This window comes from Sulfitobacter sp. CB2047, assembly GCF_000735125.2.
GTDB lineage: Bacteria > Pseudomonadota > Alphaproteobacteria > Rhodobacterales > Rhodobacteraceae > Sulfitobacter > Sulfitobacter pontiacus.
In genome coordinates, this window is the sequence record NZ_CP072613.1 from 1894435 (window position 1) to 1913407 (window position 18973).

An 18973-nucleotide genomic window follows, 5' to 3' on the forward strand; every position below is an offset into this window, starting at 1 on the left:
ACGCTACGGTTGTACCGTCAGCCATAAAACGAGGGTGCCCAGTCATGGGCGAAGCTAATTAAATCACATGGCACCAATTCTGTGCCCGGGGTACTAAGGCGGGACAAAGCAACGCCCTGCCCGCGACGCTGCTGCAATGAAACATACGGCGCGCGGACGGGTGCATCGCGTGACACGCCCAAATCTGCAGCCGTTTGGATACGGGTCATTTGTGTTCTTGTTGTGATCCGAAAACGGCGCTTCGGGGAAGAAATCAAGACGGTCTCGGCAGCGGCGGAGCAACGCAGAGTTGCAACATCATCCATACCCGAACGGTCCGGCAGTCGTGGTCTGTAGATACAGTTTCCCATCAGTTTCTCCTCCTTCCGCCAACGTGGCGGGCCGTTAAAAAACGGCGCACAATACCCCTAACAAAGCTCCGCGGTCACAGACGACACACAAAGAACTCTACCGTCCTGAAGGGAGGATCAGCCGCAGACAGCTGCCCGCTGCCGCGCAACCGGCAGTGGTATATTCATCGGCTCTTAAGAGCCAAGCGAACACATCTTCCCCGCACAACATGTGCGTTCGATGCGGTCGCCCCCGAAACCTAAAAAACTTTGCCCCCCAGTTGGGCACGTTCTTATTACCTACCCGTTGACGTTGCTGGAAGGAAAAAATGGCAAGAATTCGCAGACGCGCCTCTTTTCCGCCTTTTTTGACTCGACGGCGGCGCGGAATATGCACGCATAGGTAGCGCATTGTTTCCCATATCAGGGTGCGAATTTCGATGATGCGGGTGGTTTTTGGGATTTTTCACTTAATTTTAATGATTTCCCAAACCTAGCGCTCGGCACTGTTTCGCAGACAGACACAATAAACCATCTTTGCGATTAAATTCGGCGTGGCGGGACTGTGGCGGGGCGTAAATTCGCGATTTGGAACCAATAGCTTGCGACCGCGCCCATTTTTTCGAAAACGCCGCCAGTTTGCCAGCGCAAAACCGAATCGCAATACCACCTAAAGGATAGTCTTCGGCACCTCAGGTGGGGTGCCATATGCCGATTATTTAGGCCCGACACCATAAGTTTGACACGAGGACATGTGTTTGAGCGAACATCTGCCGCTACAACCGCAAGAGGGTATTTTGGTCAAATTCGCAGCAAAATCCCACTGTCTCATGATGTTAGGGGGTGATATTTACCGCGCGACAAGTATGCTGATCCAACAGATACAGGAACATGGCGTCGTCACTTGGCCTCTGCCACCACCAGAAGAAGCGTTTGATGAGCAGTCGGAAAATCAAGAATATGGAAGAGTTTGCCGCCGTCAGCGGGATCTCCCGTCCGACGCTTTCCAAGTTCTTCAACGACCCCACCAGCGTGCGTAGCAGCACCCGCAAACGGGTTGAGGCAGCGCTGGACCGATATGACTATCGGCCCAATCTTTACGCCATGAACCAGAACCGCCGTTTGACCAAGAACATCGGCGTCGTGGTGCCGCATCTGGCCGACCCTTTCTTTGCCAAGATTGCCCGCACGATCGAAGAGCACATCTTGCGGCAGGGCTTCCGGCCCGTTCTGCTCGGGTCGCACGGCAGCCCCGAGATGGAGCTGGAGAACCTCGAAAACCTGCGCATGTTGAAACCGGCGGGCGTATTGCTGGCCGCTTTCGGGCGCAGCTCTGACCACGCGCAGATCCAGACCTTTACCGAAGAGGTCCCTACCGTCCTGTTCGATGCGAACATCGATAAGGTCGGCAAGGCGTTCATAGGCTCCAACAATGAACAAAGCGTTGATCTGATCGTTGACTATCTGTGCCGCACGGGCGAGCCGCCTGCCTTTTTCGAGATGAAAGACCCGATGAACCCCAACGCCTACAAACGGCGCGCCGCCTATGTCAGGGCGATGGAACGTCTGGGCCAAACGCCGCATCTGATCCAGGTCGGTGGCGAGGGATGGGAATTCGAAGAGATCGGGTTTCGTGAAGGCACCCGCGTAATCCGCGACCGAAGCCTACCGTCAAAAACCATACTGTGCAGCAACGACCGTTTGGCCATCGGGCTGTTGTCCGCCATTTTCGAGGCGGGGATGAGCGTCGGGATCGAGGCCGGCCACGACTTCCGCGTCGCGGGCCATGACGACCATCCTTTCTCGCGCTTCACCTGCCCGCGCCTTACCACCGTGTCCCAAGACTACGAAGCCATTGCCGAGAAAAGCGCGACCACCCTGCTGGCCCTGATCGAGGCAGATGATTCTCTTGATTCGCGTACAGAGACGCTGTTTGACGGCAAGCTCGTGCTCAGGGGCTCTGCCTAAATTATTGAAAACACGCACCTAAATCGCAAAACTAGACGCGCGTAAAATTCAAATTGACGCGAGTTCACCAATAACCGTAAGCTTGTCGCTAACATCTCATCAGGGAGGTAGAAGATGTTTGTTTTGAACGCGTTTCGAACGGCGACCGCCATTTCACTTTTGACGGCAGCCGCTGCTTCTGCGGATACGATCACAATCGCTACAGTCAACAACGGCGACATGATCCGGATGCAGGGTTTTACCGATGATTTTACTGCCAAAACCGGCCACGAAGTCGAATGGGTCACGCTGGAGGAGAACGTCCTGCGTCAACGTGTGACCACGGACATCACTACCAAAGGTGGGCAGTTCGACATCATGACCATCGGCATGTACGAGACCCCGATCTGGGGCAAACAAGGCTGGCTGGTTCCGCTGGACGATCTGTCTGCAGAATATGACACCGACGACATCCTGCCCGCGATGCGCGGCGGTCTGAGCGTCGACGGCACGCTTTATGCGGCCCCTTTCTACGGCGAAAGCTCCATGATCATGTACCGCAAGGACCTGATGGAGAAAGCCGGACTGGAGATGCCCGACGCGCCCACATGGGAATTCGTCGCTGAAGCCGCCCGCGCTATGACCGACCGTGACGCCGGCATCAACGGCATCTGTCTGCGTGGCAAGGCCGGTTGGGGCGAGAATATGGCGTTCCTCACAGCGACAGCAAACGCCTTTGGGGCACGCTGGTTCGACGAAAGCTGGACTGCGCAGTTTGACCAGCCCGCATGGAAAGAAACGCTTGAGTTCTATGTGAACCTGATGAACGACGCGGGCCCTCCGGGTGCGGCGAACAACGGGTTCAACGAAAACCTGTCGCTGTTCCAGCAGGGCAAATGCGGCATGTGGATCGACGCGACTGTTGCGGCGTCCTTTGTGACCAACCCGACAGATTCCACCGTCGCGGATCAGGTCGGCTTTGCGCTGGCACCTGACACCGGCAAAGGCAAACGCGGCAACTGGCTGTGGGCTTGGGCGCTTGGCATCCCTGCTGGCACCGATAACGAAGCCGCCGCGAAAGAATTCATCGAATGGGCCACGTCCAAAGAGTATCTTGAACTGGTCGCCGAGAAAGACGGTTGGGCAAATGTTCCTCCCGGCACGCGGACATCGCTGTACGAAAACGCCGAATACAAAAAGGTGCCTTTCGCGCAGATGACACTGGACAGCATCCTGTCGGCTGATCCCACCGCGCCAACCGTGGATCCGGTGCCCTACGTCGGTGTGCAGTTTGCAGCTATCCCGGAGTTTGCAGGCATCGCCACACAGGTCGGTCAAGAGTTCTCTGCCGCGCTGGCAGGACAACAGTCCGTCGATGAAGCCCTGGCCAACGCACAAGCGTTGACCACCGATGAGATGGAAGCCGCCGGCTACTGATCTGATCGCCCTCGGGGTCAGTCAGCAAAGCTCCCCCTTGCTGACTGGCCCCTTTTTTCCAACACGTGCATGATCGTCCGGGACGGCCCTAGCCCGTCAACGGAGGAGGTATATTCAATGGCAACGCAACACTCACGATCGGCCGCCCGTCTGATGATGGCCCCCGCTGTCGTGCTGCTTCTGGGATGGATGCTCGTCCCCCTGACGATGACGCTGTATTTTTCCTTTCGCAAATACCTGCCCCTGCGCGGCGGTGATCTGGGGTGGGTCGGCTTTGACAACTACGTCCGCTTTGTATCGTCCAGCGCCTTCTGGCCGTCGGTTCAGGCGACACTGGTGATCGTGGGCGGCGTCCTGTTCATCACCGTCGTACTGGGTGTGTTGCTGGCCGTTTTGCTGAACCAGCCGATGTGGGGTCAAGGGATCGTTCGGATCCTCGTGATTGCCCCGTTCTTCGTGATGCCGACCGTATCGGCGCTGGTCTGGAAAAACATGTTCATGGATCCGGTCAACGGGCTGCTCGCCCACCTGTGGGGCCTGTTCGGGGCTGAACCGCTGGTGTGGCTGACCGAGGCCTCGACCCAATCCATCATTCTCATTGTCAGCTGGCAGTGGCTGCCCTTTGCGACGCTGATCCTGCTGACCGCGATCCAATCGCTGGACAGTGAACAACTGGAGGCCGCCGAGATGGACGGCGCATCGCCCGTCAAACGCTTTGGTTTCATCACTCTGCCCCACCTGTCGCGGGCGATCACTGTGGTGGTGCTGATCCAGACGATCTTTTTGCTCTCTATCTTCGCCGAAATTTTCGTGACCACCCAAGGCGCCTTTGGCACCAAAACCCTGACCTATCTGATCTTCCAGCGTGTGTTGGAAAGCCAGAACATCGGGCTCGGCTCTGCCGGCGGTGTCTATGCCATCATCCTCGCCAATATCGTTGCCATCTTCCTGATGCGCATGGTTGGCAAGAACCTCGACGCATAAGGAGCCCGTCATGGCACGTGCAACGACCACACAACGCAAGGCTCTGAACACCGCACTCGCATGGGGCGTCGGGCTGCTGATTTTCTTCCCCATCCTCTGGACCATCCTGACCAGCTTCAAGACCGAAGCCCAGGCGATTGCAGACCCGCCGGTGTTCCTGTTCTTTGACTGGACACTAGAGAACTACGCCGCGGTGCAGGAACGTTCGAACTACGGCCGGTTCTTGTGGAATTCGGTGGTGATCGCGGGGGGCTCTACCCTTCTGGGCATCCTGATCGCCGTTCCCGCCGCCTGGTCGATGGCCTTTGTCCCCTCCAACCGGACCAAAGATATCCTGCTGTGGATGTTGTCCACAAAGATGCTGCCAGCGGTCGGGGTGCTGTATCCGATCTACCTGATATTTATCAAGATGGGTCTGCTGGACAGCAAGCTGGGGCTGGTCGTGGTGCTGATGCTGATCAACCTGCCGATCATCATCTGGATGCTTTACACCTACTTCAAGGAAATCCCCGGAGAGATCCTAGAGGCAGCCCGTATGGATGGTGCCAGCCTGCGCGAAGAGGTGCTGTATATCCTCACGCCGATGGCGATCCCCGGCATCGCCTCCACGCTGCTTCTGAACGTGATCCTCGCCTGGAATGAAGCCTTCTGGACCCTCAACCTCGCCGCTGCCAAGGCTGCCCCTCTGACGGCCTTTATCGCCAGCTATTCCAGCCCCGAAGGGTTGTTCTACGCCAAGCTCAGCGCGGCCTCGACCATGGCCATCGCGCCGATCCTCATCCTTGGCTGGTTCAGCCAGAAACAACTTGTCAGCGGCCTGACCTTTGGCGCAGTGAAATAAGGAAACAACACCATGGGACGCATCACATTAGACAAGGTTTCCAAGCGCTTCGGTGACGTCGAAGTCATCCCGCCGCTGGACCTGACCATCGAAGACGGCGAATTCACCGTCTTTGTCGGCCCCTCGGGCTGTGGCAAATCCACCTTGCTGCGCCTGATTGCAGGGCTCGAAGATACCTCGGGCGGGCAAATCCGCATCGACAAACAGGACGCCACCCATGTGCCCCCCGCCAAGCGCGGTCTGGCGATGGTGTTCCAGTCCTACGCGCTGTATCCGCATATGTCCGTGCGCAAGAACATCGCCTTTCCGATGCGCATGGCGGGCATACCCGTGGACGAACAGAACCGCCGCATCGATGCCGCGGCGAAAGCGCTGAACCTGACCGCCTATCTGGACCGCAAACCCGGCCAGCTGTCGGGCGGGCAACGCCAGCGTGTGGCGATTGGTCGGGCGATTGTCCGTGAACCCGCGGCCTTCCTGTTCGACGAACCGCTGTCCAACCTCGACGCTGCTTTGCGCGTGGGCATGCGGCTTGAAATCTCCGAGCTGCATAAACGGCTTGAGACGACAATGATCTATGTAACACATGATCAGGTCGAAGCGATGACCATGGCCGACAAGATCGTGGTGCTTCAGGCCGGTGTGATCGAACAGGTCGGCTCCCCGCTCGAGCTTTACCACACACCCCGAAACACCTTTGTCGCGGGCTTTATCGGCTCGCCCAAGATGAACCTGATCTCGGGCCCCGAGGCGGCCAAACACGGTGCGCATACCATCGGCATCCGCCCTGAACACATCGACGTATCGACAACCGAAGGCACCTGGAGCGGCGTCGTCAAAGTGTCGGAGCATCTGGGGTCGGACACGTTCTTCCACGTCTATGACACCGGCCTGACCGAGATGATGACCGTCCGTGCCCGCGGCGAAGTGGGCTTGCGCCACGGCGACCGAGTGTTCCTGACCCCGCGCGAGGAGTCGCTTCACCGCTTCGACGCCAACGGCCTACGCATCGCATGAAGCGCCGCGTGCCCCTGCCCTTTAACTTTGCTTCCTACGAAAGCGGTCTCATGAATGAACCGACCATAACAAACACCGACGCGCCGCCTCCGGTGCCGCTGTCCCTGGACCGCCTTGGTGACCTGCCCGCCCGTATCGGCACGCCCAACTACGATCGCGCCGCGCTCTCGGCGGGGATCATCCACATCGGTCTGGGCAATTTCCACCGCGCCCATCAGGCGTGGTATCTGCACAAGCTGATGCAACAGGGTCTGGCGCAGGATTGGGCGCTGATCGGCGCCGGTGTGCGGGCCTATGACAGCGCGATGCGCGACAAGCTTAAAGCGCAGGACTATCTGACGACCTTGATCGAGCTTGCGCCCGGCCGTGTCACGGCAGAGGTCGTCGGCTCGATGATCGACTACACCCCCATCGCCGAAGACAACGCGCCGCTAATTGCCGCGATGGCAGATCCCGCGATCCGCATCGTGTCGCTGACCGTGACCGAGGGCGGCTATTTCATCGACCCCGAAACCGGCGGGCTTGATCTGACCCACGCCGATATCCAGCATGACCGCGCACAGCCCGATCAGCCCAAGACGGTTTTCGGGGCGATCATTGCCGCGCTCAAGCTGCGGCGCGATGCGGGCCACGGTCCGTTCACGGTGCAAAGCTGCGACAACCTGCGCGGCAATGGCACCGCCACGCGCCAGGCCGTCGTGACCCTCGCCCGCCAAGGTGACGCGGCGCTTGCCCAGTGGATCGAGCAAAACTGCAGCTTCCCGAACTCTATGGTGGATTGCATCGTGCCCGCCACCGGCCCTGACGAGATTGCGCTGGCGCAAAGCCTTGGCGTCGATGACGCGGCACCGGTGACCCACGAGAACTACCGCCAATGGGTGATCGAAGACGACTTCTGCGCCGGACGCCCCGACTGGGACAAGGCGGGGGCGATCTTTACCGATGCTGTGCATGACTACGAGGCGATGAAAATCCGCATCCTCAACGCAGGACATCAGGTCTTGGCCAACGCCGGAGAGTTGCTGGGCCTGGAAACCATCGCCGATTGCATGGCGCACCCCTTGACCTCTGCCATGTTCCGCAAGATCGAGGCAGAGGAAATCGCCCCCTACGTCGCCGCCGTGCCCGGTCAAGACCCGGCGGCCTATGTCGAACTGATTGCCAAACGTTTCGCCAACCCCGCGATCCGCGACACCACACGGCGCGTGGCCTTTGACGGGTCATCACGACATCCGGGGTTTGTTCTGCCGGTCCTGCGCGACGCCTTGGCGGCCAAGGGCAGTTGCTCCGGTCTGGCTTTGGTAGAGGCGCTATGGGCCCGTATGTGTGCAGGCTCCCGCATGGACGGGACAGAGATCGAGCCGAACGACCCGCAGTGGGCGCGCCTCAACGCTGTGGCCCTGGCCGCGCGCGAAGCGCCGCAGCTCTGGCTTGCGCAGCGTCATATCTATGGCGATCTGGCCGAGCATCAGGCCTTTGCCGAGGCGTTTGAACACTGGCTCTCGCTCATCTGGGCAGAAGGCTGCGAGGCCGCGCTTGCGGTCTATACCGATCAGCCGGATGTGGCCGCCGCATTGGCCGGTGACCGCGCGGGGATGGGGCAATGATCCTGTGTTGCGGGGAGGCATTGATCGATATGGTCGCGGCCCCGTCGCTCGACGGGCCGGACGGGTTTGTGCCCCATTCGGGCGGCGCGGTCTTTAACACCGCCATCGCGCTTGGCCGATTGGGGGCCCGCACGGGCATGCTTACCGGAATGTCGCGCGATATGTTCGGCGATCAGCTCGCCGATGCGCTGAAGGCCAGTGACGTGGACACCACGCATATCATCCGCTCTGACCGCCCTAGCACATTGGCTTTTGTGAAACTTGAAGATGGGCAGGCAAGCTATTCATTCTTCGACGAAAACTCCGCCGGTCGGATGATCCGCGCCGAGGATATGCCAGCGCTGCCGAGCGATATCACCGCGCTGTTCTTTGGCGGTATCAGTCTTGCCAGCGATCCCAGTGCCAGCGCCTATGCTGCCTTGCTGGAACGTCAGGGTGGGTCGCGGGCGGTGATGATCGACCCCAACATCCGCCCGCTGTTTATCACCGACGCGGACGGCTACCGCCGCCGGATGGCGGCGATGATCAACCAGGCGGATATCGTCAAAGTCTCGGACGAGGATCTTGACTGGCTGAACCCCGCCCCGTTGACGCAGGCCGAAAAGATCAGCGCAATGCTCGACACCGGCCCGTCGGTTGTGATTGTCACCCAAGGGGCCGAGGGTGCCATAGCAACGCTTGCCGACGGCACATCGATCGCAGTGCCTGCGGTAAAGACCAACGTCGTCGATACAATCGGTGCAGGTGATACGTTCAATGCGGGATTTCTGGCGAAGCTGTCCGATCTGGGTCTGCTGACGCCTGAAGCCCTTGGCATGCTTAATCCCGACGCTTTGCGCGACGCAATGACATATGGCGCCCGCGTTGCCGCCATCACCGTGTCACGCGCCGGTGCCAACCCGCCTTGGGCGAACGAGCTTTAACGCCAACCCCAGACGGACCCTTTCACAAAGCCGCGCAGCAATTCCCTGCGCGGCTTTTGATATGCAACGGACAAGAGGACGCGACATCGCCGAGGCCGCAAAAGCAACCTTCACACCTATCGACGATCAAAACTGAATTTTACGGAAAGCCTTGCAAGAACAAGGTGGTACCCAAGGCCGGACTCGAACCGGCACGCCTCGCGGCGGGGGATTTTGAATTTAACCGTAATCGCACCAAAACAATAACTTCCGATAATTCCGTCCTACGGACAGATCGAGAACCTCCTGCGAACGTTGGACCGCGCGGCAATTCGTCTCTTTCCAGAAGCATGAAGCCGGAACACAAGCGCATGGCGCGTGTGATCGGCTACACACTGACCCTCGGCGATGCTGACGCATGGGCCGGTTTCACAACCGTTGCGCAGACGCGACTGACGAACAAAGAACGCGCCGCCTTGGCGTGGGCTGCCCTCCGCGCCCTCGACACCCCGGCACAAGCTGAAACTGTCGCTGCAACCCTCCTGACGTTCGCAGACTACCCCCTGCCGACCTTTCTCAATCCGATGGAAGATGCACGCTGGTGGGCATCCTTCGCATCTTTAAAAGAGCGCAAGGCGTATGCGCTGGCAGCCTATGAGGCACTGCCCATGCGCGAGCAAATGGCGTTCCGCAACCACATCTCGGAAGTGGAGATTGCCGCATGAAAATGCTTGTGCACCGGACACCTGTCAGCACTAAGCTGCCTTTCGACCTGGATGACCTCAAGGCCCATATCCGCGTGAATGATGACATTGACGATGCGTCGATCACGAACATGGGCCACACGGCGGCGGCGGAGATTGAACAGTTTGCTCAGATCGCCCTGCTGACCCAGACGATCCGCGTGACTATTTTTGAACCGTCGCGCGAGGGCGGGTTGCGGTTGCCCATTGGGCCAGTTGCAGACGATGACATTCCGGCCGTTTCCATCGACGGCGAAGCGTTCTCGGCGTTCGACTTTGCGGGCGGCAACCGTCCCTATATCCGGTGGCTGGCGTCATGGCACGACCTGGCCCCAAGCCGGATCACGATCGAATATCAGGCGGGGTTTGGCGCAGATGCGTCGAGCATCCCGCACGACCTTTCTCAGGCCCTCATGGATCAGACCGCACTGCACTATGACGGCAGGTCGCCGATGGAGGCCAAGTCCCTCACTACTTCACCGCACATGGCGCGTGTGGGCGCTCGATACCGCGGGGTGCAGGCATGACTGACAGAGAGCTTGAAGAGGTGCTGACGTTCCGTTGGCCACTGGTGATGCGAAGATCAATGGCAGGCACGGATGAATGGCTCAAAGGCTTTGTGCGCTCGATCGCCAAGCATGGGAAGCGGCCAGAGTGGAGACCCACTGCCAGGCAAGAACAGATCATGCGGCGTCTAGTGTCAGAGCTTGGCACCGTGCCAGAGCGCGATGTCGAGTTGATCGAGAGATAACAAAGAAGAAAGCCCGCCGGTGACACGGCGGGCCTATGCGGCAGATGGCGTTCACGGGTTAGCCGGGTCTGCCGCATCACAGTGCTACCGGGTAACGGGCCACAGCACAAGGGCAGCTATTCCGCGTCGTGCGGTCTCTCCACGCCCTAAGGCCCCACTGCCACCCTATGGCGGTGAACATGGGAGAGCGGACTGCGCCGAGGGAAAGGCAGGTCTGACCTAATGCTGGGGCTCGTCTGAATTGAGATGGCAACATGGCGGCGGTCAGGGCGGGGAGCGGGTTTTCAACCCCGCTAGAGTAACCCGCTTTCTGACCGTCAACCGAGGTCTGAACTGATTGAGATGAAGTGAATAAAGCAACGTTTGAGATGGAGAACAGACAATGAGACACGCACGATCGAAAGACCAAACAGACCTCTTCGGATCTGGTACCAATGCCGCAGTTTCTGAAAATGCTTGGGACCGTGGTGGGACTGTTGCGTTCTCTCTCCTCAAAAAAATCCGGGGAAAATCGCCGGCGGTTCGCGCAATTCAGTTTTTGGCGCTTTTAAACGTTCCTGAGGGTAAAAAGGCTGGAAAACCTTTAAAACTCGCCAATTTCCAGCGAAATTTCATCAAAGGTACGTTTTCCAAGCAAATCATGGTTGGTGTGCTGTCGATCGGTCGGGGCAATGCAAAAACTGCCTTGTCCGCCGGCCTAGCATTGGCCGAGCTCGTCGGTGCGATGCAAGAGCGGCCTCAGCCCAAGCGCGAGATTATCCTTGCCGCCCGGAACCGGGATCAAGCCAAGATCGCATTCAATTTCTTGCTGGGTTTCATCCAAGGCATGTCGGAGGCTGACCAAGCGAATTTCATCATCCGTCGCGGATCCAAACTCGAGGTAGAATTCGAGGGCAACGGCGGTGGCGTGGCTCGGGTCATCGCAGCTGATGGCAAGTCCGTCCTAGGCGGCGCGCCGACATTGGCGATAATGGACGAGCGCGCGGCATGGGAACGCGAAAAAGGCGACAGCCTCGAGAACGCAATTTTATCCGGTCTTGGCAAGCGTGATGGCCGTGCCTTGATCATTTCCACGTCTGCGCCCGACGATACCAACACCTTTTCTCGCTGGATGGACGAACCGCCCCCCGGCACATTTGTGCAAGAGCATCGCCCTCCTATGGGCTTGCCTGCCGATGATCTCGAAAGCCTGCTGATCGCCAACCCCGGCGCAGCCGAGGGTATCGGCTCAACGGCTGACTGGCTTGTGTCTCAGGCACGTCGTGCGATCGCTCGAGGCGGATCTGCCCTTTCGTCTTTCAGGAATCTCAACAGGAATGAACGGACTTCGACTGAGGATCGGTCGCAACTGGTGACCGTTGACGAATGGATGTCTGCCGAGGTTGACCCGGACGAACTGCCTAAGCGCGAAGGGCCATGCGTTCTTGGTATCGACTTGGGCGGGTCGCGCAGCATGTCGGCTGCGGCCTTCTATTGGCCGTCGACTGGCAGGCTCGAAGCCTTGGGCACGTTTCCTTCATTCCCTGGTCTGGCAGATCGCGGCGCATCGGATGGGGTGTCTGATCGTTATTCGCAGATGCACGAACGCGGTGAACTTTCCGTCATGGGTGAGAATACCGTTCCGCCTGGTCCATGGCTGGCCGAGATCGTGCGGCAGCTGGACGGGATCACACCAGTATGCATCGTTGGTGACCGTTTCCGTCATGCGGAGTTCGTCGAGGCGATGCAGGCAGCCGGGCTTTCGCGGGTACCGTTCATCTGGCGCGGCTTTGGCTGGAAGGATTCTGCCGAAGATATTGAGCGTTTCAGGCGGGCGCTTTTCGATGGAGAAGTCAAAGTCGCACCTTCGATGCTGCTGCGCTTTGCTTTCGCCGACGCGATAACGCTGGTTGACCCGGCGGGCAACCATAAGCTGGCAAAGGCTCGATCACTTGGCCGGATCGACGCGGCGGCGGCAACCGTGGTCGCAGTAGCCCAAGGCGCGCGCATGAAAGCAGCTCCGCAAAAGAAGGGGCGCGCGCTATGGGTTTGAATTCTGGAAAACTTGATAGGCGAATTCAATTCCTCCGTGCCGTTCTCGTCGATGATGGGTTCAGCGAGGTTGAGGAGTGGCAGGATCATGGAACGCTCGTCTTTGCGGCACGGCGCGACGTGTCGGATGTCGAAAAATTTGCAGCGGGCACCGTTCAAGCAACGCTAGACACGCGCTTTATAGTCCGCTCTTCAACCTTCACCCGCGATATCAGCCCATCGGATCGGCTGACCTGCGAGGGGCTCGAATTTAACATCATCGGCATCAAGCAGATCGAGGGCAGAATGAGCTTTCTCGAAATCAGCTGCAAAGCGCGGGTGATGTGATGGGAGACAGTAGGCCCGAATACCTCCGCTTTTCGAAGCGGGTCACATCGACCAAACGCTGGAAGGTTCTGCGAATGCAGATCCTCGAGCGTGATCATTTTCGCTGCAAGGAATGCGGCATAGGTGGACGCCTCGAGGTCGATCACATCAAGCCCGTCAGGTCGCATTTCGATCTGGCTTACAGCCCCAGCAATCTTCAATCGCTTTGCCCCAGCTGTCACGCGAAAAAAACAAGAATCGAGTGCGGGCATCCCCCGTCCCGAAATTGCCAGCAATGGCAAGAAGCCGTCGAGGCACTCTCAAGCCCCGATGAATGCAGCATCATCACAAAGGAAATCAACGATGCTTAGATCAGTAGAAATTGCCCGCCGACAGTCGGAGATCCGCCAAAACCTTGCCGAGCTGGCAAACAACCAAACCCCGTCCGAGGACGAAATCCGCAAGATGGGTGAAATGGACACCGAATACAGGTCCAACGAAACGCGGTATCGTGCGGCCTTGATCGCCGAGGATACCGAACGCCGTGATGCTGGCAGCGAATTGGAAACCCGTTCCAGTCAGGAATGGGCGGATCTGATGGCCGGCTTCGAGATGCGCCAGGTCGCCTTGGCTTTGGACGAAGGCCGTCAGCTTGACGGCCAGACCGCCGAAATTGTGACGGAGCTGCGCAATGCAGGCGGTTTCCGTGGCATCCCAGTACCGTGGCAGGCGCTTGAAACCCGCGCTGGCGAAACGGTAGCGGGTGGCACCCCGAACCCGATCCAGACCCGGCCTATCATTGACCGCCTTTTCCCCGATAGCGTGGCATCCCGCATGGGTGCGCAGATGATCAGCATCGAGGCCGGCGCGATCGAATGGCCGGTGACCACATCGGCAGTCACGGCGGGATGGGCGGCATCAGAGACAGGCAATGTCGCAGGCCCGACTGTCTACGCCACAACTGACCGCGCCATGTCGCCAGACCACAATCTGGGTATTCAGATGCGGATCACGCGGAAAGCCCTGAAGCAGTCCGGCGCTGCCCTCGAGCAGGCAGTGCGGCGGGATATGAACGGCGCGATGGGCGCAGCGATGGATCAGGCCGCATTCCTTGGCACTGGCGCTGACGGTCAGCCCCTCGGCGTCATCAGTGGCGCGGCTACCTACGGCATCACGGCAACTGTGGTGGCAGAGCTTGCGAGCTGGGGTGCGTTTCGTTCTGCAGTCACCCGCTTCATGACCTCAAACGCCGCCGGTTCACCAGATGCGGTACGGGCACTGATCCGGCCCGAGCTATGGGATTATCTGGACAGCGCCCTGATCAGCGGCACCGCCGTTTCGGAATGGGATCGCCTGCTCAAGAACCTCCCCTCGGCCAACATCGCTATGACGAATAACGCGCTTCCCGCGCCGTCTGGCGTCCCTCTCGCCACCTCATCGCTGTTGACCACTGCGGCGGGTGGCGTGGCCCCGATCTTCATCGGTGCTTGGGGTGCGGTTGATATGATCCGCGACCCCTACAGCGATGCACAGTCCGGCGGACTGCGGATCACGGCGCTGGCCACGATGGACGTAACAGTAGCGCGCCCGGCGCAGCTCGAACTGCTGACCGGTCTCGAATTGGCAGCCGCATAATGCTTTGGGGCGCACATACCGGCAGCCTTGAGCTGCGCACCGAAGGCGGAGAAATCCGCCTTCGGGCAACCTTTCCCTATGGTCGGGAAACCGTGCTGTCCGAAGGTATCGGGGCAGGCCGTGAGCGTCGTGAGATGATCGCAGCCCGCGCGTTTGCCGATCGCATCGAGCGCGGTGAGGACGTGCATTTTCTGGCCGGCCATGACTTCAACAAGCCGCTGGCCTCACGTTCCGCCGGCAGTCTGACCCTGACGGAGACTGACGAGGCTTTGACCATCGACGCGATCATCAGCGCTGCTATGGGCCAGGTCAGCTATGTCCGCGACTTTCTGTCCGCTCATGCCGCCGGTCTGGTACGCGGGCTATCACCCGGCTTTCGCGTCCGTCCAGGCGGTGAAACCGTAGAGGAACGCGGAACCGCAATCCTTCGCACCATTCGGGCGGCTGATCTGATCGAGATTAGTGCCGTTACGAAACCGGCCTACCCTCAAGCGCAGATCGAGGCGCGCAACTGGCAACCCATTAGCGAGGTGGCAAAGCGCTCGACGCACCGCCCCGCCGCAATCCGGTGGAGATAAAAATGCTTGGATGGATCATGAATAAACTGCGCCCGATCGAGGTGCGGTCGAGTGGCAGCGGATATACTGCCCAGGTTATGGCGGCGCGCGATAGCTACATCAGCGGGCGGCGCGGCGTGGCCGAGCTGACATCCGTAGTACAGTCATCAATCTCGTTGTGGGAGGGAGGCTTTGCCATGGCGGACGTGACCGGCACTGACCTACTGACACGGCAGACGATGGCTATGATAGCCCGTGGTGTTGCGTTGAACGGCGAGGCGGTCTTTCTAGTCACAGACTTGGGGCTTGTGCCGGCGACCGATTGGGACGTGACCACCCGCGACGGCAAGCCGCGCGCCTATCGCCTGTCCATCCCCGAGGCGGGCGGCGGCCGCACTGTCACCGCGCTTGCCGCCGAGGTGTTGCACCTGCGGATCGGCTCGGACAACCTGACGCCTTGGATCGGCACGGCACCGCTACGGCGATCGAGTCTGACCGGGGCAATGCTTCATGCGGTGGAATCGGCGCTTTCTGAGACGTTCGAGAACGCCCCGTTGGGCAGCTTGATCGTGCCACTGCCTGACACCGGTACTGACGACATGGCGAATATGCGTGGCGCGTTCAAAGGCCGTCGCGGTTCAACTCTTGTGATCGAAGGTGTTGCCCAAGCGACGGCGGCCGGCATGAACCCGACGATTGGACAAAAACCTGATCAGCTATCGCCTGACCTGTCAAAATCCATGACAAGCGAGACGCTGGCGGCAGCCCGTGAGGGCGTTGGCATGGCCTATGGTGTTTTGCCATCATTCTTCAATCGGTCGGCCACCGGCCCCGTGATCCGTGAGGCACAACGCCAGCTGGCGATTTGGACCTTGCAGCCGATCGCTGCGATGCTGGCGGATGAGGCGACAGCCAAGCTCGGCGTAGAGGTAACGATTGACACGATCCGGCCTTTGCAAGCCTTCGACGCTGGCGGACGTGCCCGTGCCCTTTCGGCGATCATCAAGACGCTGGCTGAGGCTAAGGCCGCTGATATTGCACCGGCAGACGTGTCCGGAGCAATGCGCATGGTGGATTGGGAGAGATAGCGTTTGCGGGCGCTGGCTTTTATTCATCAAGCCTATTCGCACGGTTCAGTCAGTGAGTGCCGTTATTAACCCTGACAGCGCGCGGCCCAGCTACCTTTCCAGGGCGCGGCGCGTACTCAACCTTTTAGCTGGAAAGCAGATCAGTAATTCTCTTCTCACAACGATCTTCTAGACCGTCGGGAATGGGGGCATCCGACTTGATCATTTCAATGTAAACGAATTGACCAACTAGATGAAAACCAGAAAGAGAAACTGTGACATGTAATTCTGCGATGCCATCATTGTCTGGGTTAAGTCTTTCAATTTTATCAATAACTAACTTCATTACATTTCCTTTTTTAATCTCACACCAGCACCACTGCCGTTCTCATCGATGAACTCAATACCTGCTATTTCAAGCGCGTCCTGCATTGCTTTGGAACTTGAATAATTTGCGCTAATAGTACCGCTTCCCTCTTCGCTTCGGCGAACGGTGGCGACGCCTACACCAGCAGCGTCAGCAAGCTCTTGCGCCGTGATCCTGAGCATTGCTCTAGCTCCGCGTAGTTGCTCGGATGTGATCTTTTTCTTATCAAGTGATATCATGTTGATCATTTCAATTGGGTATGATATCAGACCTATCACTAGATCGCTTGAAACTCAATGGAGTAAAAAATGACCAATGTCCAAACACACGTTAACGCCATGCTCACGCCGTCAGATCAAGTCGAGAAGATCGCTCAGCTTGCCCTTGTCGGCCAAGCTGCACTGAATACCAACTTAACCGACCCACATGTTGGTGAGGCGGTCGCGACACTGCTCCAGGTCATCACCGATATCAGCGATGACCTGTTGAATGAACTCCAACAACAAGATGCTAAAACCATGTTGACAAAAGCGCCCACCTGAGCACATATTAAAAAATACTCAGGAGGACACTTTTATGAATGGGCTTGATAAAAAAATCAGATTTTCGAACGTTGCGACTGCAATTGACCTAACACCAAAGGCATTTCGCAACTGGCTACAGAGGTACGAGCTCAACCTCTTGAGCGATCACAAAACGCGTGGCTGGACTGAATTTACCATGGGTGACGTCGCCGTACTGGCAGTCACTCGTGAGCTGGTGCGGTGGGGGGTTGGCGTGGAGGACGCCAACATGATGGCTTATATCGTTCTAAGCCGCAAAGCAGAACTGCTGCTGGAATATCGTAATACCCCCGCTGATGCTCTACTCGCTGCGCTGCAAAGAACAGTATTTTTCCTTCATTCACCTGGTCATACCGATGGCCCATTCCTCGTTACCGAACCGCAAGACGAAGGGTTTTCGGAGAGCCAACATGTAACTTCCCTGAGAGTTGATGCGCAAAAGTGTGTCGCAAATGCCTTTGCGCAAATCGACAGCACAATCGGCACCTGGATTGGAAGGGTTTAGAATGTCGCGTCGGGCTGAATTAAAGCAGGATGTGTTGAGCCGCGCCATCGTCCGTATTTCGGATGCGAAAGCATAGTCATGTCCAAACCCGCGCCCCTCTTTGTTGACGAAAAAAATGCCGCGCACCTACTTGGGTTGAAGCCTGATGAGTTTCGCGGGCTGGTACAAGACGGTGTGCTGCCCAAGGCGCTGAACTTGGGGCGCTATCCGCGATGGGACGTCGAACAGCTGCATACAATCGCCCGTGGCCATGCGGCACGGCCCTCACAGGACTTTGAGCTTTGAGCTACCGCCGGAATAAACCAAGGATCGTTAAGCCACGCCTGAAATGGGTCTGGCGCGCGGCGCGTAATGAGTGGGAGCCGAACCACCTGACAACATGGACGGAGGGCGGCAAGCGCCTTTCCCGGCAGATTAAGCTGGATTGGGCTGGTGATGCGAAGCAACTAGATCGTCTTTACTGGGCATGTGAATCTGGGATGCATGATGCTCAAGTAACGCCAGCCCGATATACATGGGGCGAAGCGATTATTGCTTGGCGAAAAGATATACTGATTCAGGAGAAGTTGGCAGACAGCACTAAGAAAAGCTACCGCCTTCCCATGGATACAATCATGGAGAAGAACGGGCATAAAGATATTCGACAAACGACCCGCGCTGCTGTCCGTGCATCAATGGCAAAGTACGTTGAAACACCACGTAAGGCCACACGGTTTGCTCAAACCATCAGTCTCCTTTGGAACTTCGCAAAGAAAGAACTCGATTGGCCGCTAGGATCAAACCCTGCGGAGGGTCTGGGGACTAATCAGCCAAAGCGGCAATATGAACCTTGGCCGGAATGGATGGTCGACGCGCTGGCAAGTGCGCCCCTCAATGTTCGGACTGCGGCGGAGCTTATCCTCGGGACCGGACAGCGGCCCAGTGCCGCAATATCGATGCGCCGTGATCATTTTAATGGGGAATGGATGAGTGTGCGTGATGAGAAGGGAAACCAAGAATTTGAAGTTTTCTGCCCGCAAAAGCTGCGAGCTTACATAGAGGCCCTCCCAAGACGTGGAACGCACATTATTGCAAAGAACCTTAATCAGCCGGTCGGATATGATGCAGTCGAAAAATCATTCCGGCGCTGGCGGAAAGGACTAGGCGACAACGCCCTGCCCTATTCACTCCACGGCCTACGTAAGCTTGCGATCATCCAATTGGCCGAAGCGGACGCGACTGATGCTCAAATTCAAGCCATTACGGGGCAAAGCGCTCAAATGGTCGCTTATTATAGATCCAAGGCAAGCCGCCGAAAACTTTCAAAAGCTGGGCAGGAGCGCAGAACATGAAAAAGAAAACAGACCGGAAACAAAACATGACTGTAGGACTCCCATGTGGGACT

The 18973-nt window shown here is 58.3% G+C and carries 22 protein-coding genes; 20 read left to right on the forward strand and 2 right to left on the reverse strand.

Features of this window, described 5'->3' with window-relative positions:
• The first annotated feature begins 1265 nt into the window (after positions 1-1265).
• From IV89_RS09335 to IV89_RS09410, 16 genes are all read left to right on the forward strand, one after another.
• Positions 1266-2297 carry a LacI family DNA-binding transcriptional regulator gene (locus tag IV89_RS09335; protein WP_037944213.1) on the forward strand — a complete coding sequence of 344 codons (1032 nt, stop codon included), beginning with the start codon at positions 1266-1268 and terminating at the stop codon, positions 2295-2297.
• Positions 2298-2411: 114 nt separating this feature from the next.
• On the forward strand, positions 2412-3713 hold the full coding sequence (locus tag IV89_RS09340; protein WP_037944212.1) for a sugar ABC transporter substrate-binding protein: 1302 nt from the start codon (positions 2412-2414) through the stop codon (positions 3711-3713).
• Between the two features lie 117 nt (positions 3714-3830).
• Positions 3831-4697 (forward strand): sugar ABC transporter permease, encoded by an 867-nt coding sequence (locus tag IV89_RS09345; RefSeq protein WP_005853360.1) that lies wholly within the window; start codon positions 3831-3833, stop codon positions 4695-4697.
• A gap of 10 nt (positions 4698-4707) precedes the next feature.
• Positions 4708-5538, forward strand: a complete 831-nt coding sequence (locus IV89_RS09350; RefSeq protein ID WP_005853358.1) for a carbohydrate ABC transporter permease — start codon at positions 4708-4710, stop codon at positions 5536-5538.
• 12 nt (positions 5539-5550) lie between these two features.
• Complete coding sequence (locus tag IV89_RS09355; RefSeq protein ID WP_037944211.1) at positions 5551-6555, forward strand: ABC transporter ATP-binding protein; 1005 nt, start codon at positions 5551-5553, stop codon at positions 6553-6555.
• 50 nt (positions 6556-6605) lie between these two features.
• Positions 6606-8162 carry a mannitol dehydrogenase family protein gene (locus IV89_RS09360; protein ID WP_235183782.1) on the forward strand — a complete coding sequence of 519 codons (1557 nt, stop codon included), beginning with the start codon at positions 6606-6608 and terminating at the stop codon, positions 8160-8162.
• Positions 8159-9085: a carbohydrate kinase gene (locus IV89_RS09365; protein ID WP_037944209.1), complete on the forward strand. Its 927-nt coding sequence runs from the start codon at positions 8159-8161 to the stop codon at positions 9083-9085. The genes IV89_RS09360 and IV89_RS09365 overlap by 4 nt, the downstream gene beginning before the upstream one ends.
• A gap of 350 nt (positions 9086-9435) precedes the next feature.
• Positions 9436-9789: a hypothetical protein gene (locus IV89_RS09370; RefSeq protein ID WP_037944208.1), complete on the forward strand. Its 354-nt coding sequence runs from the start codon at positions 9436-9438 to the stop codon at positions 9787-9789.
• Positions 9786-10334 carry a phage head-tail connector protein gene (locus IV89_RS09375; protein WP_037944206.1) on the forward strand — a complete coding sequence of 183 codons (549 nt, stop codon included), beginning with the start codon at positions 9786-9788 and terminating at the stop codon, positions 10332-10334. Before IV89_RS09370 ends, IV89_RS09375 begins: the two co-directional genes overlap by 4 nt.
• Positions 10331-10558, forward strand: coding sequence for a hypothetical protein (locus tag IV89_RS09380; RefSeq protein ID WP_037944205.1), 228 nt, complete (start codon positions 10331-10333; stop codon positions 10556-10558). Before IV89_RS09375 ends, IV89_RS09380 begins: the two co-directional genes overlap by 4 nt.
• A gap of 382 nt (positions 10559-10940) precedes the next feature.
• Entirely contained in the window at positions 10941-12590 is a 1650-nt protein-coding gene (locus IV89_RS09385) for a terminase large subunit (RefSeq protein ID WP_081858786.1), read from the forward strand.
• Positions 12581-12916 (forward strand): phage head closure protein, encoded by a 336-nt coding sequence (locus IV89_RS09390; protein WP_037944203.1) that lies wholly within the window; start codon positions 12581-12583, stop codon positions 12914-12916. The genes IV89_RS09385 and IV89_RS09390 overlap by 10 nt, the downstream gene beginning before the upstream one ends.
• 74 nt (positions 12917-12990) lie before the next feature.
• Positions 12991-13266 carry an HNH endonuclease signature motif containing protein gene (locus IV89_RS09395; RefSeq protein ID WP_235183781.1) on the forward strand — a complete coding sequence of 92 codons (276 nt, stop codon included), beginning with the start codon at positions 12991-12993 and terminating at the stop codon, positions 13264-13266.
• Positions 13259-14530, forward strand: a complete 1272-nt coding sequence (locus IV89_RS09400; protein ID WP_037944201.1) for a phage major capsid protein — start codon at positions 13259-13261, stop codon at positions 14528-14530. Before IV89_RS09395 ends, IV89_RS09400 begins: the two co-directional genes overlap by 8 nt.
• Complete coding sequence (locus IV89_RS09405; RefSeq protein WP_037944200.1) at positions 14530-15108, forward strand: HK97 family phage prohead protease; 579 nt, start codon at positions 14530-14532, stop codon at positions 15106-15108. The genes IV89_RS09400 and IV89_RS09405 overlap by 1 nt, the downstream gene beginning before the upstream one ends.
• Positions 15109-15110: 2 nt before the next feature.
• Positions 15111-16175 carry a phage portal protein gene (locus tag IV89_RS09410; RefSeq protein ID WP_037944199.1) on the forward strand — a complete coding sequence of 355 codons (1065 nt, stop codon included), beginning with the start codon at positions 15111-15113 and terminating at the stop codon, positions 16173-16175.
• Between the two features lie 124 nt (positions 16176-16299).
• Here IV89_RS09410 and IV89_RS09415 read toward each other — a convergent pair whose 3' ends face one another.
• Together IV89_RS09415 and IV89_RS09420 are read right to left on the reverse strand one after the other, a co-directional pair.
• Positions 16300-16500 (reverse strand): hypothetical protein, encoded by a 201-nt coding sequence (locus IV89_RS09415; protein ID WP_037944198.1) that lies wholly within the window; start codon positions 16498-16500, stop codon positions 16300-16302.
• Positions 16500-16760, reverse strand: a complete 261-nt coding sequence (locus tag IV89_RS09420) for a hypothetical protein (protein WP_037944197.1) — start codon at positions 16758-16760, stop codon at positions 16500-16502. The genes IV89_RS09415 and IV89_RS09420 overlap by 1 nt, the downstream gene beginning before the upstream one ends.
• 69 nt (positions 16761-16829) lie before the next feature.
• Here IV89_RS09420 and IV89_RS09425 point away from each other — a divergent pair, with 69 nt between their 5' ends.
• The 4 genes from IV89_RS09425 (at position 16830) to IV89_RS09440 (ending at position 18920) form a co-directional block, all read left to right on the forward strand.
• Positions 16830-17063 carry a hypothetical protein gene (locus IV89_RS09425; protein WP_107277687.1) on the forward strand — a complete coding sequence of 78 codons (234 nt, stop codon included), beginning with the start codon at positions 16830-16832 and terminating at the stop codon, positions 17061-17063.
• A gap of 34 nt (positions 17064-17097) precedes the next feature.
• On the forward strand, positions 17098-17589 hold the full coding sequence (locus tag IV89_RS09430; protein WP_037944195.1) for a hypothetical protein: 492 nt from the start codon (positions 17098-17100) through the stop codon (positions 17587-17589).
• 78 nt (positions 17590-17667) lie between these two features.
• Complete coding sequence (locus IV89_RS09435) at positions 17668-17874, forward strand: hypothetical protein (RefSeq protein WP_037944194.1); 207 nt, start codon at positions 17668-17670, stop codon at positions 17872-17874.
• A complete protein-coding gene (locus IV89_RS09440) occupies positions 17871-18920 on the forward strand; it encodes a tyrosine-type recombinase/integrase (protein WP_037944193.1) in 1050 nt (349 codons plus the stop codon). Before IV89_RS09435 ends, IV89_RS09440 begins: the two co-directional genes overlap by 4 nt.
• Positions 18921-18973 lie beyond the last annotated feature (53 nt).

Coding starts and splice junctions, on each gene's coding strand:
- IV89_RS09335 (WP_037944213.1), top strand. CDS start 1,266: ATGAGCAGTCGGAAAATCAAGAATATGGAAGAGTTTGCCGCCGTCAGC.
- IV89_RS09340 (WP_037944212.1), top strand. CDS start 2,412: ATGTTTGTTTTGAACGCGTTTCGAACGGCGACCGCCATTTCACTTTTG.
- IV89_RS09345 (WP_005853360.1), top strand. CDS start 3,831: ATGGCAACGCAACACTCACGATCGGCCGCCCGTCTGATGATGGCCCCC.
- IV89_RS09350 (WP_005853358.1), top strand. CDS start 4,708: ATGGCACGTGCAACGACCACACAACGCAAGGCTCTGAACACCGCACTC.
- IV89_RS09355 (WP_037944211.1), top strand. CDS start 5,551: ATGGGACGCATCACATTAGACAAGGTTTCCAAGCGCTTCGGTGACGTC.
- IV89_RS09360 (WP_235183782.1), top strand. CDS start 6,606: ATGAATGAACCGACCATAACAAACACCGACGCGCCGCCTCCGGTGCCG.
- IV89_RS09365 (WP_037944209.1), top strand. CDS start 8,159: ATGATCCTGTGTTGCGGGGAGGCATTGATCGATATGGTCGCGGCCCCG.
- IV89_RS09370 (WP_037944208.1), top strand. CDS start 9,436: ATGGCGCGTGTGATCGGCTACACACTGACCCTCGGCGATGCTGACGCA.
- IV89_RS09375 (WP_037944206.1), top strand. CDS start 9,786: ATGAAAATGCTTGTGCACCGGACACCTGTCAGCACTAAGCTGCCTTTC.
- IV89_RS09380 (WP_037944205.1), top strand. CDS start 10,331: ATGACTGACAGAGAGCTTGAAGAGGTGCTGACGTTCCGTTGGCCACTG.
- IV89_RS09385 (WP_081858786.1), top strand. CDS start 10,941: ATGAGACACGCACGATCGAAAGACCAAACAGACCTCTTCGGATCTGGT.
- IV89_RS09390 (WP_037944203.1), top strand. CDS start 12,581: ATGGGTTTGAATTCTGGAAAACTTGATAGGCGAATTCAATTCCTCCGT.
- IV89_RS09395 (WP_235183781.1), top strand. CDS start 12,991: ATGCAGATCCTCGAGCGTGATCATTTTCGCTGCAAGGAATGCGGCATA.
- IV89_RS09400 (WP_037944201.1), top strand. CDS start 13,259: ATGCTTAGATCAGTAGAAATTGCCCGCCGACAGTCGGAGATCCGCCAA.
- IV89_RS09405 (WP_037944200.1), top strand. CDS start 14,530: ATGCTTTGGGGCGCACATACCGGCAGCCTTGAGCTGCGCACCGAAGGC.
- IV89_RS09410 (WP_037944199.1), top strand. CDS start 15,111: ATGCTTGGATGGATCATGAATAAACTGCGCCCGATCGAGGTGCGGTCG.
- IV89_RS09415 (WP_037944198.1), bottom strand. CDS start 16,500: ATGAAGTTAGTTATTGATAAAATTGAAAGACTTAACCCAGACAATGAT.
- IV89_RS09420 (WP_037944197.1), bottom strand. CDS start 16,760: ATGATATCACTTGATAAGAAAAAGATCACATCCGAGCAACTACGCGGA.
- IV89_RS09425 (WP_107277687.1), top strand. CDS start 16,830: ATGACCAATGTCCAAACACACGTTAACGCCATGCTCACGCCGTCAGAT.
- IV89_RS09430 (WP_037944195.1), top strand. CDS start 17,098: ATGAATGGGCTTGATAAAAAAATCAGATTTTCGAACGTTGCGACTGCA.
- IV89_RS09435 (WP_037944194.1), top strand. CDS start 17,668: ATGTCCAAACCCGCGCCCCTCTTTGTTGACGAAAAAAATGCCGCGCAC.